The sequence below is a fragment of the Amycolatopsis roodepoortensis genome (assembly GCF_024628825.1).
GTDB classification, from domain to species: Bacteria; Actinomycetota; Actinomycetes; order Mycobacteriales; family Pseudonocardiaceae; genus Amycolatopsis; species Amycolatopsis roodepoortensis.
Map to the genome: position 1 here is coordinate 8,036,238 of NZ_CP102415.1, position 14,288 is coordinate 8,050,525.

General features: G+C 70.6%; 10 protein-coding genes, 1 pseudogene and 1 riboswitch. Of the genes and pseudogenes, 10 read left to right on the plus strand and 1 reads right to left on the minus strand.

Annotation, left to right across the window (positions count from 1 at the left end):
- Positions 1-74 precede the first annotated feature (74 nt).
- From NQK81_RS38730 to NQK81_RS38765, 8 genes and pseudogenes are all read left to right on the plus strand, one after another.
- Positions 75-1,677, plus strand: a pseudogene (locus tag NQK81_RS38730) (penicillin-binding transpeptidase domain-containing protein).
- Between the two features lie 43 nt (positions 1,678-1,720).
- Positions 1,721-2,404 carry an ArsR/SmtB family transcription factor gene (locus NQK81_RS38735; protein WP_257485418.1) on the plus strand — a complete coding sequence of 228 codons (684 nt, stop codon included), beginning with the start codon at positions 1,721-1,723 and terminating at the stop codon, positions 2,402-2,404.
- 112 nt (positions 2,405-2,516) lie between these two features.
- Positions 2,517-3,995 carry a potassium/proton antiporter gene (locus NQK81_RS38740; protein ID WP_257485419.1) on the plus strand — a complete coding sequence of 493 codons (1,479 nt, stop codon included), beginning with the start codon at positions 2,517-2,519 and terminating at the stop codon, positions 3,993-3,995.
- 131 nt (positions 3,996-4,126) lie between these two features.
- A complete protein-coding gene (locus NQK81_RS38745) occupies positions 4,127-4,810 on the plus strand; it encodes a M23 family metallopeptidase (protein ID WP_257485420.1) in 684 nt (227 codons plus the stop codon).
- A 128-nt stretch (positions 4,811-4,938) separates the two neighbouring features.
- A riboswitch (SAM riboswitch) is annotated at positions 4,939-5,053 on the plus strand.
- A gap of 32 nt (positions 5,054-5,085) precedes the next feature.
- A complete protein-coding gene (locus tag NQK81_RS38750) occupies positions 5,086-6,441 on the plus strand; it encodes an aminotransferase class V-fold PLP-dependent enzyme (protein ID WP_257485421.1) in 1,356 nt (451 codons plus the stop codon).
- Between the two features lie 19 nt (positions 6,442-6,460).
- Positions 6,461-7,066, plus strand: a complete 606-nt coding sequence (locus NQK81_RS38755; protein ID WP_257485422.1) for a hypothetical protein — start codon at positions 6,461-6,463, stop codon at positions 7,064-7,066.
- A 24-nt stretch (positions 7,067-7,090) separates the two neighbouring features.
- Positions 7,091-7,654 carry a signal peptidase II gene (gene lspA, locus NQK81_RS38760; RefSeq protein WP_257485423.1) on the plus strand — a complete coding sequence of 188 codons (564 nt, stop codon included), beginning with the start codon at positions 7,091-7,093 and terminating at the stop codon, positions 7,652-7,654.
- Positions 7,651-8,577 carry an RluA family pseudouridine synthase gene (locus tag NQK81_RS38765; protein WP_257485424.1) on the plus strand — a complete coding sequence of 309 codons (927 nt, stop codon included), beginning with the start codon at positions 7,651-7,653 and terminating at the stop codon, positions 8,575-8,577. Before lspA ends, NQK81_RS38765 begins: the two co-directional genes overlap by 4 nt.
- 5 nt (positions 8,578-8,582) lie before the next feature.
- Here NQK81_RS38765 and NQK81_RS38770 read toward each other — a convergent pair whose 3' ends face one another.
- Positions 8,583-9,563, minus strand: a complete 981-nt coding sequence (locus NQK81_RS38770) for an Lrp/AsnC family transcriptional regulator (protein ID WP_257485425.1) — start codon at positions 9,561-9,563, stop codon at positions 8,583-8,585.
- Positions 9,564-9,699: 136 nt separating this feature from the next.
- Here NQK81_RS38770 and NQK81_RS38775 point away from each other — a divergent pair, with 136 nt between their 5' ends.
- Both NQK81_RS38775 and NQK81_RS38780 read left to right on the plus strand, forming a co-directional pair.
- Positions 9,700-13,011 (plus strand): DUF885 domain-containing protein, encoded by a 3,312-nt coding sequence (locus NQK81_RS38775; protein WP_257485426.1) that lies wholly within the window; start codon positions 9,700-9,702, stop codon positions 13,009-13,011.
- 80 nt (positions 13,012-13,091) lie between these two features.
- Positions 13,092-14,132, plus strand: coding sequence for an LLM class F420-dependent oxidoreductase (locus tag NQK81_RS38780; protein WP_126733667.1), 1,041 nt, complete (start codon positions 13,092-13,094; stop codon positions 14,130-14,132).
- Positions 14,133-14,288 lie beyond the last annotated feature (156 nt).

A 14,288-nucleotide genomic window follows, 5' to 3' on the forward strand; every position in this document is an offset into this window, starting at 1 on the left:
CTTGCGCGGGGGAAATCGGCAGGCTGGCGCCCGGGGGCGCGCGAGGGGCGTGCCGTATGGGGGAGAGCGAATCCATGAGTCCTGCCCGGAAAAGAGGCATCCTGATCGGCGCCGCGCTGGCGGTCGTCGCCATCGTGGTGGCCGCGGTGGTGCTGCTGGTCAAGGAGGACCGGGCGCCCGCGGCCTCCGGAGGCGGGCCGGGGGAGTCCACCGCGAACGCGCAGGACAGCCCCGCCCAGGTCGCCACCCGGTTTCTGCGGCTGTTCGACACGGGTGACCTGACCACCGCCCCGGTCGACGATCCGGCGGCGGCCACGGCCGCGCTGACCGGGACGCGCAACGCCCTCGGCGGGGCCTCGGTCAAGACGTCCCTCGGCGAGGTCCCGACGACGCCGGGTGACGCACCCTCGACGTCGGCCACCTTCCACGCCGCGTGGACGTTCGCCGGCGGCAGTGTCTGGAAATACGAAGGCAAGCTGGACCTGGTGCGCAACGCCGGGAAATGGGTCGTCCGCTGGGCGATGTCGGCGATCCACCCGAAGCTCGAAGCCGGGCAGCGGCTCGCCATCGCGCCGGTTTCGGCTCAACCGGTCGTGACCGACCGCGACGGCAAGGCTCTCGTCGGCGGTGACGCGGCGGGCGTCGCGCCGATCCTGCAGGGGGCGTTGTCCAAGGTCGCTTCCGGGGAGAACAGCGGCACCGGAGCGACTGTCACCGTGTCTCGCGTGGACGCCTCCGGAAAACCGGTCGAGACGCTCTTCGGACAGGCGGCCGAGACGGACAAGCCGTTGGTTTCGACGTTGAGCGTGGCCTCCCAGACCGCCGCCCAGAAAGCCGTCGACGGCTTCCAAGGGCCGGCGATCATCGTCGCGATGAAGACCTCGGGCGAACTGCTGGCGGTCGCGCAGAACGGCGCCGCCGGGAACCAGCCGAAGGCCCTCAACGGCCTGTACTCGCCGGGGTCGGCCTTCAAGATCGCCACGGCGACCGGCGGCGTTGCAGCAGGGCGGCGTCACCGCCGAGTCTCCGCTGGCCTGCCCGGGCAGTGAGCAGATCGGCACCCGCACGCTCAAGAACGACAACGGGTTCGACCTGGGGACCGTCTCGCTGAAGACGGCGTTCGCCGCGTCGTGCAACACGACCTTCGGGCGGCTCGCCAAGCAGCTGCCCGCGGACGGTCTCGCGAAGGCCGCGAGCCAGTTCGGTCTCAACGCCGACTTCGAGATCCCGGGACTGTCGACGGAGACCGGGAAGGTGGAGCCGTCCGCCGGCGGTGACGAGCAGGTCGAAGCCGGGATCGGGCAGGGCAGGGTGCAGGTCAGCCCGCTGGGCGCGGCACTCATGGCCGCGACGGTCGCCACGGGGAAGCCGGTGGTCCCGAAGCTGTGGCAGGGTCTGGAGACCAAGGTCAACGCCGGGTACCAGGCCCCGCCCGCCGGGGTGCTGAACCAGGTCCGCGCGATGATGCGCGAGGTCTGCACGACAGGGACCGCGAAGGCGTTGAAGGGCAGCGGAGCGGTCTTCGGAAAGACCGGGACGGCGCAATTCGGCTCGGGCGCGGACGCCAACGGCTGGTTCGTCGGCTATCGCGGGGACGTGGCGTTCGCCGTCATGCTCGAAGGTTCCAACGACTCCAAACCCGCGGTGCAGCTGGCGGCGAAGTTCCTGGCGGGCTGACGCTTCGGCGGTCGCCGAACCGTGGGTCTTCTACGGTGGACGCATGGAGACGATCGCCCTGGCCGAGGTCGCGGCCGTGCTCGCCGATCCGAGCCGCGCGTCGATGTGTCTCGCGCTGCTCGACGGGCGTGCCTGGACGGTGACCGAGCTGGCAGGCGCGGCCGACGTGGCCGCGTCGACGGCGAGCGAGCACGTGACGAAGCTGACCGAGGCCGGTTTCGTCGTGCGGGTCAAGCAAGGGAGGCACAGTTACGTCCGGATAGCCGACCCCCGGGTGGCGGAGCTGATCGAGCATCTGGCGCAGCACGCCGAACACCGGCCGGTGAAGGGGCTTCGGTCGTCGGTGCGGGTGAAGCGGCTCGAGTTCGCCAGGACCTGCTACGACCACCTCGCCGGGACGGTCGGGGTCGCACTGCGGGACGGAATGCTCGCCGCCGGGCTGATCGACGACGCCGGCGGCCTGACGCTGACCGGTCGCGGGCGGGAGGTGCTCGGCGCGCTCGGGGTGGAGATCGACGACGGCCGCCGCCCGATGCTGCGCGACTGTCTGGATTGGACGGTCCGGCGTGATCATTTGGCGGGCCGGGTGCCAGCGGCGTTACTGTCTCACGGTGTGAGCGCCGGCTGGTTGTCCCGTGAGGGCAACCGCGCGGTGAAGGTCCTGCCCGCGGCGGAAAAGCCGTTCGCGGCACTCGGTGTCGACCTGGTGGCCCTGCGCAGTCCCTAGTGGACAGTCTGTAACACAGGTTGTCCGCGCGCTTTCCGACCGGTACACGAACGTGTGACGATCACCGCCTCACTATTCTGGAGCCCTCACGGCGACCGGAACGGGAGGCGACATGGAGCAACTCCCGCTCATCCTCGGCACCGGCGGCGCCGTGCTGCTCGTCGCCGTGATCGCCGTCCGGGTGTCGATCCGGGTCGGCCTTCCCTCGCTGCTGCTGTACCTGGGGATGGGGGTCCTGCTCGGCGAAGCCGGGTTCGGCATCCAGTACGACAACCCCGAGCTCACCCAGTCGCTCGGCCTCGCCGCGCTGGTGATGATCCTGTCCGAAGGTGGTCTCACCACCCGCTGGTCGGCCGTGAAACCCTCGCTGGGCATCGGAATCGCACTGTCCACAGTGGCCGTGGTGGTGAGCATCGCGGTCACCGGCGCCGCCCTGCACTGGTTACTGGGCCTGGACTGGCGGATGGCGTTGCTGTGGGGCGCGGTACTGGCCTCGACCGACGCCGCCGCGGTCTTCTCGGTGCTGAGATCCGCGGGGATCGGCAAGCGGCTCGTCGGCGCGCTGGAGATCGAGTCGGGGATCAACGACGCCCCGGCCTACATCGCCGTCGTCGTCCTCGCCGAGGGGACGACCATCGACTGGTCGCTGCCGCTGCTGGTGGTCTACGAACTCGCCGCCGGGCTGGTGATCGGCCTGGCCTTCGGCTGGGGCGGGGCGTTCGCGCTGCGCCGGGCGGCGCTTCCCGCCACCGGTCTGTACCCGCTGGCCACGGTCGCGGTCTGCGTCGTGGCGTATTCGAGCGGGCAGCTCGCCCACGCGTCGGGCCTGCTCGCCACCTACGTCGCGGCCCTGGTGCTGGGCAACTCGAAGCTGCCGCACCGGTCGGACACGCTGTCCTTCGCCGAAGGGCTCGGCTGGCTCGCGCAGATCGGCCTGTTCGTGTTGCTCGGCCTGTTCGCCTCGCCGAGCAGGATCTTCGAAAGCCTCATCCAGGGCCTGGTCGCGGGCGCGGTCGTGCTGCTGCTCGCCCGCCCCCTGTCGGTGCTGCTGTCGGCACTGCCGTTCAAGATCCCCTGGCGAGAACAGGTGTTCCTGTCCTGGGCCGGGCTGCGCGGGGCGGTCCCGATCGTGCTCGCGCTGATCCCGCTGTCGTCCGGGGTGCCGGGCGCGCAGGAACTGGTCGACGCGGTATTCGTGCTGGTCATCGTGCTGACGCTGCTCCAAGGGGCCACGCTGACCCCGCTCGCGAGAATCCTCGGGCTGGCCCAGCACGCCGAGGCGCACGAGATCGACGTCGACTCCGCGCCGCTCGACGAGATGGGCGCCGAACTCCTGCAGGTCCGGATCAACACCGGATCGAAGATGCACGGCGTGTACCTGGCCGAGCTGCGCCTGCCGGTGGGGGCGACGATCAGCCTGCTCGTCCGCGACGGCTCCGGCTTCACTCCGAACAAGAACACTCGGCTCCAGGAGCGCGACCAGTTACTCGTCGTGACCACCGCCGAAGCCCGTGACGCGGCCGAACGACGCCTGCGGGCCGTCGACCGCGCGGGCCGCCTCGCCAGGTGGAAGGGCGAATCCGGCCAGTAGGTCACGAACCGGCACCAGCTGTTCGTCGGTTGATCTCAGAAACTTCTTCCCATTTGTACTCCTTTTGGATTACTTTCCCCGCAATCGACTCCATCGAATGGGTGAGTGTCACGGGGTAAGGAGTACGCAAGGTGACGAAGCTTCCTGTGCGGTTCGCTGGCCTGGGGGCCACTTTGGCACTCGTCGGAGTGGTTCTAGCCGCCCCGACGGCTACTGCGGCCGGCGCTTTTCCTGCCTTCGGGCTGCCCTTCGACACTGGCCAGTCGGTCTACTCGGCGGGGATCCACTCGGACAACGGCACGTCCGGAGTGAAGAACGCCATCGACTTCAGCCCGGGCGACAAGACCGTTCGCGCCCCGCTGGCGGGCACGGTCCGGATCCAGCACTGCTCCGGCGGCGACTGGGTGACCGTCGACCACGACGGCGGCTGGCGGACCGGGTACTACCACCTGGAGGGCATTTCGGTCACCGACGGCCAGAAGGTCGCCCCGGGCGACGCTCTCGGCCGGACCGGCAACGCGCTGCCCTGCGGTGGCAGCAGCACCGGCGCGCACGTGCACTTCACCCTGTGGACCCTGCCGACGGCCGCCGCGCAGGGCGGCGACTCGCGCGACTTCGGGGTCGGCGCGGGCAACTGGAACGGCCTGTCCTACGACGAGGTCTCGACCAAGGTCGCCGAGGCCTACGGCGAAGCCATCGACGGCAAGACCTTCGGCGGCTGGCAGTTCACCGCGGGCACCGATCAGTACTCCGGCACCGCGACCGAGGTCTCCTCCCGCTCGACCGTCCCGCTGCCCGGCCGATTCCGGGCCTGACCTGCCGTTGCCCGGCGCGGCGCGGCGCCGGGCAGCGGTTCTTCCCGCTTGCGGAACACGTGAGCGGCGTCTCAAGATGCGGACGAGGGCTGGCTCGATCGCCCGCCCATCCGCTAACTTCGTCCGTAGGTCACGAGTGTCAGCGTCAAGCCCCGGCTAGCTGACCGGCAACCCTCCTTCCGCGGTGGGGTGCCCCGGGTGAGGACCTGGCTCGTCGCGTGGTGCGGCGGGCAAGCGCGGGATCCTCGCCGGGTCCCCTGGCCCGGAGGATGACGATGACCCTCGCTCTCGAACGCACGAACGGCCCCGCTGAAGTCGTTGCCACGCACCAGATCCCGGCGGTCGCGTGCGCCGATCTGCGGGTTCCGCTGGTCACCGGCGGCGACATCGGCTACGCCAACCTCGATCACGCGGCGAGCGCCCCGTGTCTGGACAAGGTGCGTGCCGCGGTCGACGAATTCCTGCCCTGGTACGCCAGCGTGCACCGCGGCGCCGGGTTCGCTTCGCAGGTTTCGACCAAGCTTTACGAGCGCACGCGCGGAATCCTGCGCGACTTCGTCGACGCGCGATCGACCGACACCGTCGTGTTCACCCGCAACACCACCGATTCCTTCAACCTTCTCGCGCGCAGCCTGCCGAAGCACACGTCGGTCATCGTGTTCGACACCGAGCACCACGCCGCGCTGCTGCCGTGGAAGGGACCGAACGTCCGCCGGATCGAAACCCCGCGGACCCGGCTCGCCGCGGTGTCCGCTGTGGACGAAGCGCTCGCGGACTGCCCGCAGGGACCGCGGCTGGTGGTGCTCACCGGCGCGTCCAACGTGACCGGGGAACTGTTGCCGGTCAAGGAGATCGCGGCCGTCGCGCGGCGACACGGCGCCCGGATCGCGCTCGACGCGGCGCAGCTCGCGCCGCACCGGAAGATCTCGGTGCGCGAACTGGACGTCGACTACGTCGCGCTGTCGGGCCACAAGCTGTACGCGCCTTTCGGTGCCGGCGCGCTGATCGGCCGCGCCGACTGGCTGTGCGCGGCCCAGCCGTACCTCGCCGGCGGTGGCGCGACGAAGCTCGTCAACCGTGACTCCGAAAACCTCGGCGTCGTCTGGAACTCCGGTCCCGAGCGGCACGAAGCAGGTTCCCCCAACACCGTCGGCGTCTACGCGCTCGGCGTCGCCTGCGAGACCCTGGCCGCGAACTGGGACGGGATCGTCGCCCACGAGGAGGAACTGCTGGCGCGTCTGCGCCGCGGCCTCGCCGCCATCCCCGGATTCGCCGAACTGCGGCTGTTCGACGCGCCGGTCGACCGGGTCGGCACGCTCAGCTTCGTCGTCGACGGCTTCGACCCGGGCTGGCTCGCCGCGGTCCTTTCGGCGGAGTACGGAATCGGCGTGCGGGACGGCGCGTTCTGCGCGCACGTGGCGACGAAGCGGCTGATCGCCGTGGCCGGTTCGACGGGGCAGCAGGCCGTGCGGGTCAGCCTCGGCCTCGGCAGCACCACCGAGCACGTGGACCGGATCGTCCTGGCGCTGCGCCAGATCGTCGCCCGCGGCGCGCGCTGGCAGTACGAGAAGCCGGAGGGCCGCTGGGTGCCGGAGAACGATCCGCGGGAGCTTCCTCCGTTCTGCGCCTGACCCACTACCCTCACCCTGTATGGGGAACGAGCGACCGCGTTACTGGTTTCCGCTGGCGTTGCTGGGTTTCGCCCAGCTGCTGGTGGTGGCTTTCGGCGGAATGTGGTCCGGGGGCTGGTTCGCCTACGCGCCCGCCGGTGAACGACATTCGTTCGGGTACGTGGGCTTGTACGGGGTCGAGATGAGCCGCGCGAACGTGGCCGCGCTGGACGCGTCGTTCGACATCGCCGCCGGCCGGACCGACGGCTGGCTGTTCGCCGTCCTCGCGGTCTACCTCGGCACGGTGCTGTTCTACGCCTTCCGGACGAAGACCCTGCGCTGGTGGAAGGTCGCCGCGATCGCGCTCGGCGGACTGGTGGCCATCGTGCTGGCGGATCTGGTCGGCTACTGGGAATTCGATCTCGACGGCGACACCCGGAGCGCGATCCTGCTGACACTCGGCCTGGCGGGGCTCGCGTGGCTGGAGCGCAGTGTGCTGGTGCTCGTCGTGGCCGCGGCGTTCGTGCTCTGCGCGGTCGTGCTCGCCCAAGGACAGCTCGCGCTCGTGCTTTCGTCGCTGGTCGTGCTCGCCGGGGCGTTCGCGGCGCTGCTGAGCAGGCCGAAGACGGCCGCCGGGGAGTCCTGAACACGCTCAGTGGACAATGGGGCGGTGAGTACTGAGCCCGAAACGGCGCCACCGTCGCCCCCGCTGCCCAAGAAGCGCGTCGCCCTGGTGTTCGCCGTCGCCGCGGTGCTGTGGGGGATCGACCTCCTCACGAAGCAGATCGCCGTGTCCACGCTGGAGGGCAAGCAGCCGGTCGAGTTCCTCGGCGGGCTCGTGTACTTCCAGCTGGTGCGCAACCCCGGCGCCGCTTTCTCGATGGCCACCGGGCTGACCTGGGTGCTCGCGCTCGTCGCGATCGCCGTCGTGATCGCCATCGTCTGGCTGGCCCGGCGGCTGCGCTCGACCGGCTGGGCGATCGGCCTCGGCCTGGTGCTGGCGGGCGCGCTCGGCAACCTGACCGACCGGATCTTCCGTGCGCCCGGGCCGCTGCAGGGGCACGTGGTCGACATGATCTCCGCGTTCGCGCCGAACGGGCAGGGCTGGGCGATCTTCAACGTCGCCGACTCCGCGATCTGCGTCGGCGGCGTGCTCATCGTGATCCTTTCCTTGCTGGGCAAGGACTACGACGGAACATCCACCAAGGACAAGAAGAAAGCGGCGAGCGAATGAGCGCGCGGATGTTGCCCGTTCCCGACGGGCTCGACGGTATGCGCGTCGACGCGGGGCTGGCGAAACTGCTGGGGCTTTCCCGCACCGTCGTGGCGGAGCTGGCCGAATCCGGCGAGATCTTCCTCGACGGCAGGCCCGCCGGGAAATCGGACCGGCTGACCGCCGGCGGACTGCTCGAAGTGACGCTGCCCGATCCCGCGTCGGCCGTCGAGGTCGTCGCGGAACCCGTCGAAGGCATGAAGATCCTGCATGACGACGACGACATCGTGGTGATCTCGAAGCCGGTCGGCGTCGCCGTGCACCCGAGCCCCGGCTGGACCGGGCCGACCGTCGTCGGCGGGCTCGCCGCCGCCGGGCTGCGCATCGCGACTTCGGGCGCCGCCGAGCGTCAGGGCGTCGTGCACCGGCTGGACGCCGGCACCACCGGCGTGATGGTCGTGGCGAAGAGCGAGCACGCGTACACCGTGCTGAAGCGGGCGTTCAAGGAACGCACCGTCGACAAGGGCTACCACGCCATCGTCCAGGGCCACCCCGACCCGACGCGCGGCACCATCGACGCGCCGATCGACCGGCACCCCCGGCACGACTACAAGTTCGCCGTCGTCCAGGGCGGGCGGCCCAGCGTCACGCACTACGAGGTCGTCGAGGCCTTCCGCGCCGCGTCGCTGGCCCAGATCAAGCTGGAGACCGGCCGCACGCATCAGATCCGGGTGCACTTCTCGGCGCTCAAGCATCCGTGCGTCGGTGACCTGACCTACGGCGCCGACCCGGTGCTGGCGCGCAAACTCGGCCTCTCGCGGCAGTGGCTGCACGCGAAGACGCTCGGCTTCGCCCACCCGTCCGACGGGCGCTGGGTCGAGTTCGAGTCGGAGTACCCGGACGACCTGGCCAACGCGCTGAGGATCCTGCAGGACGAGAACTAGGCGCGTCAGTCCTCGATCGACCAGGTCAGCGTGCGCTCGTCCGGCTCGGGCCGCGGCGACCAGCGCACGGCGACCACGCGAGTCGAGTCCGGCAGCACGTAGACGGTGTGCCCGCCCAGGGTCTCCCCGGGCCGGACGCCGATCTTGTGCGGCGGCCGCGAGGTCAGCGAGACCGGCGCCTTCGCGATCGGCTTGCCGTCCGCGGTGAGCAGTTCGAGGTAGTTGTCCGGAAGCGACACGAACGGGATGTTCCCGCGGTTGGTGATCTCGGTGTGCACCACGACCGACCGTTCCCCGGCCTCCAGCGAGTAGCCCGCGGCGCTGAACAGGTAGTCCGCCGGGTCCTGGACCTCGAGCAGCTGGACGGTGAGCTGCTCGCCCTCCAGGCCCTGGGTCTCCATCACGTCGCCGGTCCGGCCCTTCTTGCCCTCCGGGGCGGCCTGCGGCGTGACCTGCTGCTCGTCGCCGCGCGCCCAGGACGCGGTCTGCGGGACGCCCCAGGTGCTCATCACCGGGTCGGGGGGCGCCATGGGAGGCGGCGCGAACTGCTGCTGCGGCGGGGCGGGCGGCCGTGGAGGCGGCGCCATCGGCTGGCGCACCGGGGCCGACGGCGGGCCGGGGTAGCGGCCCGAAGGCGTGCCGTGCACGTTGTACGCGCCCGACGGCGTCCCCTGGACGTTGTACGGCCCGGAGGGGGTGCCCTGGACGTTGTGCGGGCCCGAATGCCCCGGCGGACGAGGCTGCGGAGGTTGCTGGGGCTGCTGGGCCCACGAAGGCGGCGCGCTCGCGATGGCGGCCCGAAGCCCGTTCGGGTCGCTCTCCACGCCCACGAGCAGCGGCAACCCGCTGCCGGACAGGGCGACCAGGCGGTACGCGACCTCGCGCGGGTCCATCCCGACCTTGGCCGCGAGTTCGTGTACGGCCGCCTTGCCCAGGTCCGCGAGGGCGGCGAGCAGGCGGATGTCCACGGGATCGGTCACGGCCACGTCCGGGAACGCTACCGTCTCGCCCTCGGCGCCGCGGGGAGAGGCCGCCCGAGCGCGGCAAAACCCGGCTTCGGTAGTACGCGGTCTCCATTAGGGTCGGGGACACCGCCTCCATCGACCTCTGGGGAAAGAAAACATGAGCGAAGTCTCCGCCCTCGCCGACGAGTTCGTCGAAGCCCTCTTCGACGCCGAGCCGGTCATGCCCGCCTTGCAGGGCTTCCGTCCGGAATCGACCGGTCTCGGCGATCTCAGCGAGGCCGCGGGGGACGCCTTCCGCGCGCGGCTGGCCGGGTTCGCCGAGCGGGCCGAGGCACTCGCCACCGACGGTTTGAGCGCGGAGGAGAAGACCACCCGTGACGTCCTGATCGCGATGGCCCGGGCCAGGATCGCCCTGCTGGACTCGCGATTCGTCGAGTTCACCGTCAGTGACCTGTTCATCTCGCCCGCCGCCGAGGTGCTCACCGTGCTGCCGATGATGTCGGTCGGGACGGGCGCGCAGGCCGAGGCGCACCTCGGGCGGATCGCCGCGATCCCGGAGTACCTGCGGCAGGCCGCGCAGCGGCACCGGGACGGCGTCGCCCGCGGGCTGGTCCCGGTCGCGTACCTCGTGGACGCCGCCGTCGCGTACCTCGACCGGCACCTCGCCGAGCCGTCGGCCGATCCGCTGCTGCGCCAGCCCGCGCCCGACGAGGACTTCGAGACCCGCCGCGCCGAGCTGCTGCGCGACGTCGTCCGGCCCGCGATCGCGGAGTACCGCGAGGTGCTCGCGAAGGAGATCGCGCCGCACGGCCGCCCCGAGGACAAGCCCGGCGTCTGCTGGCTGCCCGACGGCGAGCGCATCTACGCCCTGCTCGCCGAGATGCACACGACGACCGACCGCACCCCGCGCGAGCTGCACCAGACCGGGCTCGACGTGATCGCGGGCCTCGCCGCCGAGTACCGCGAGTACGGCTCGCGGGTCTTCGGCACCAGCGATCTCCAGGAGATCTTCACCAAGCTCCGCTCCGACCCGGCCCTGCGCTGGTCCGGCGCCGACGAGATGCTCGACTCCGCCCGCGCGGCCATCACCAGGGCCGAGGCCGAGGCGCCGAAGTGGTTCGGCCGGATCCCGCCGCAGCCGTGGACGGTCGAGCCGGTTCCCGCCGAATCCGCGCCCGGCGCACCCGCCGCCTACTACATGTGGCCCGCGGTCGACGGCTCCCGGCCCGGCATCTACTTCGCCAACACCCACAAGGCGGAGGAGCGGTTCCGGCATGCGGCGGAGGCGACGGCGTTCCACGAGGCCATCCCCGGCCACCACTTCCAGCTGAGCCTCGCCCAGGGCCTCACCGAGCTCCCGCTGCTGCGCCGCATCGGCGACTTCACCGCGTACGCCGAGGGCTGGGGCCTGTACACCGAGCGGCTCGCCGACGAGATGGGCCTGTACTCCGACGACGTCGCGAAGCTCGGCATGCTGACCATGGATTCGATGCGCGCCGGACGGCTGGTGGTCGACACCGGACTGCACGCGCTGGGCTGGAGCCGCCGTCAGGCCATCGACTTCCTCGCCGAGAACACGCCGATGGCGCCGGTGGAGATCGAGTCCGAAGTGGACCGGTACATCGCCTTCCCCGGGCAGGCGCTCTCGTACATGGTGGGACGGCTGGAGATCCAGCGCATCCGTGCCGAGGCCGAACTGAAGCTGGGCAGCCGGTTCGACATCAAGGCCTTCCACGACGTCGTGCTCGGCGGCGGTTCGCTGCCGCTGTCGGTGCTGGACGGCGTGGTCCGCGACTGGGTCGCCGGCCACGGCGACACCCCGAACGGTCTGGCCGACGAGCTGATGGAGCTCAAGTTCGAGGAACTTCCGCTGTGGCGTTCCCTGCTCGGGCTTCCCGGTGACGAAGGCGCGTTGCCCGATCCGAGCGCGGAGGCCGCGGCCGCGCAGCGCGCGTCGGCGGTCGCCATCGCCGAGCGCGCCGAAGCCCTGGACACCGAAGGCCTTTCCCCGGCCGAGGCGGTCACCCGCGAGGTCGTGATCCAGCAGGCGAGGGCGATGGTCGACGTCGTCGATTCGCGCGCCGCCGAGTTCTCGGTCAGTGACGGGCTGGCGTCGCCCGCGCTGTTCATGCTCAACGAACTCGCCGTCCTGTCGCTGAACGACGAGGAAAAGGTCCGCGGCTACCTGAAGCGGCTGGAAGGCATGGGCGCCTATCTGGACGCCCTGATCGTGCGCCAGCGCGCGGCGGCGGCCGACGGGCTGGTCCCGCCCGGTTTCCTCGTCGAAGGCGGGATCGCTTACGTGGAGCGCTATCTCGGTGACGAGGCGGGGGATCCGCTGGCGCTCACCGCGTCCGTCTCCGTGGAGGGTTACGAAACCGAACGCGACCGGCTGCTGGCTGAGGTCGTCCGGCCCGCCTACCGGCGGTACCGCGACTTCCTCGCCGACGAGCTGCGTCCCGTGGCGAAGCCCGAAACCGAGCCGGGTCTCTGCGCGCTCCCCGGCGGGCAGGAGAAGTACGCCGCGCTGATCCGCGCGCACACCTCCACCGAGCGCACCGCGCGGGAGCTGCACGACACCGGCCTCGACATGATCGCGAAATTGGCCGGCGAGTACCGCGAACTCGGCGAGAAGATCTTCGGCACCAAGGATCTCGAGGAGATCTTCGAGCGGCTGCGCACCGACCCGGCCCTGCGCTGGCGGGACGGCGACGAACTGCTCGACGCCGCGCGTGACGCCATCACCCGCGCCGAAGCCGTCGCCCCGCAGTGGTTCTCGACCGTGCCAGAGGAGCGGTGCCAGGTCGAGCCGGTCCCGCCCGCGGAGGCGCCCGGCGGCACGCTGGCGTACTACATAGAGGCGTCGCTCGACGGCTCGCGGCCGGGCACCTACTACGCGAACACCCACGAGGCCGAGCAGCGCCCGAAGCACACGAGCGAGGCGATCGCCTTCCACGAAGCCGTGCCGGGGCACCACTTCCAGATCTGCATCGCGCACAAGCTCAAGGGCCTGCCGCTGTTGCGCGGGCACGCCGACGTCAACGCGTACGTCGAAGGCTGGGGCCTCTACTCGGAGCGGCTCGCCGACGAGATGGGCCTGTACTCCAGCGATCTGACCAGGTTCGGCATGCTCACCCAGGATTCGATGCGCGCCGGGCGGCTCGTCGTCGACACCGGGATGCACGCGCTCGGCTGGAGCCGTCAGCAGGCGGTCGACTACCTGGCCGAGAACACGCCGATGGCCAGGGTCGAGATCGAGGCCGAGATCGACCGCTACGCCGCCGTCCCGGGGCAGGCGCTGTCGTACATGGTGGGACGGCTGGAGATCGAGCGGATCCGCGCGGAGGCCGAGGCCGCGCTCGGCGACCGGTTCGACATCAAGGGCTTCCACGAGGTCGTGCTGGGCAACGGGATCCTGCCGCTGCGCGTGCTGGACGACGTGGTGAAGGCGTGGGTGGCCGCGCAGTGAGCCGGAACACAGGCGAACCGCGCGGTCCCGGCGCATACTGTCGCTAAGCGAGCGCTCAGTAACTTCACGAGGAGATGCCGATGAGGATCGGGACCGCGATCAGCTACGCCGGTGGTTTCGCCGACAGCGTGGCGGACATCGTCGAGCTGGAGAAGGCCGGGCTGGACATCGTCTTCGTCCCCGAGGCCTATTCGTTCGACGCGGTCAGCCAGCTCGGCTACGTCGCGGCGAAGACCGAACGGGTCCAGATCGCGTCGGGCATCTTCCAGATCTACACGCGGACGCCGACGCTGACCGCGATGACCGCCGCCGGGCTGGACTTCGTCTCCGACGGCCGGTTCACGCTCGGCATCGGCGCGTCGGGTCCGCAGGTCATCGAGGGTTTCCACGGCGTGAAGTACGACGCGCCGCTGGGCAGGACCCGCGAGATCATCGACATCTGCCGTCAGGTGTGGCGGCGGGAGAAGGTGGTGCACTCCGGAACGCACTACTCGATCCCGCTGCCACCCGAGCAGGGCACGGGCCTCGGCAAGCCGCTGAAGCTGATCAACCACCCGGTGCGCGAGCGGATCCCGATCCTGCTGGCCTCGATCGGCCCGAAGAACGTCGCGCTCACGGCCGAACTGGCGGAGGGCTGGGAGCCGATCTTCTTCCACCCCGAGAAGGCCGCCGAGGTCTGGGGCGCGTCGCTGGCCGAGGGCAAGGCGAAGCGCGACCCGTCGCTGGGCGAGCTGGACACCTTCGTCGGCACCGCGCTGGCGATCGGTGACGACGTCGAAGGGCTGCTGGACCACCTGCGCGGCATGCTGGCGCTGTACATCGGCGGCATGGGCGCGCGCGGCAAGAACTTCTACAACAGTCTCGCCCAGCGGTACGGCTACGAGGCCGAAGCGAAGCTCATCCAGGACCTCTACCTGGACGGCAAGAAGGACGAGGCCGCCGCGGCGGTGCCGAAGGAGCTGATCCGGGCGATCTCGCTGATCGGGCCCGAGGGCTACGTCAAGGAGCGCCTCGCCGCGTTCCGCGAGGCCGGTGCGACCACGCTGGTGGTCAATCCGCTGCTGCCCGGTCGTGAGGCCCGCGTCGCGCAGGTTTCGAAGCTGCGCGAACTCATCGACTGACGCGGACCAGGGCACGCGGCGGGGAGGCGAACCTCTCACCTGTATCGATCCGGTATACTTGACCTGCGCCGGTATAACCCCTTCGTGGTCAAAAAGCGGCCTCCCGGTGGAAAGAGAACGTAAACCACGCCTGAACGGCCGGAAAATCCGCCATTA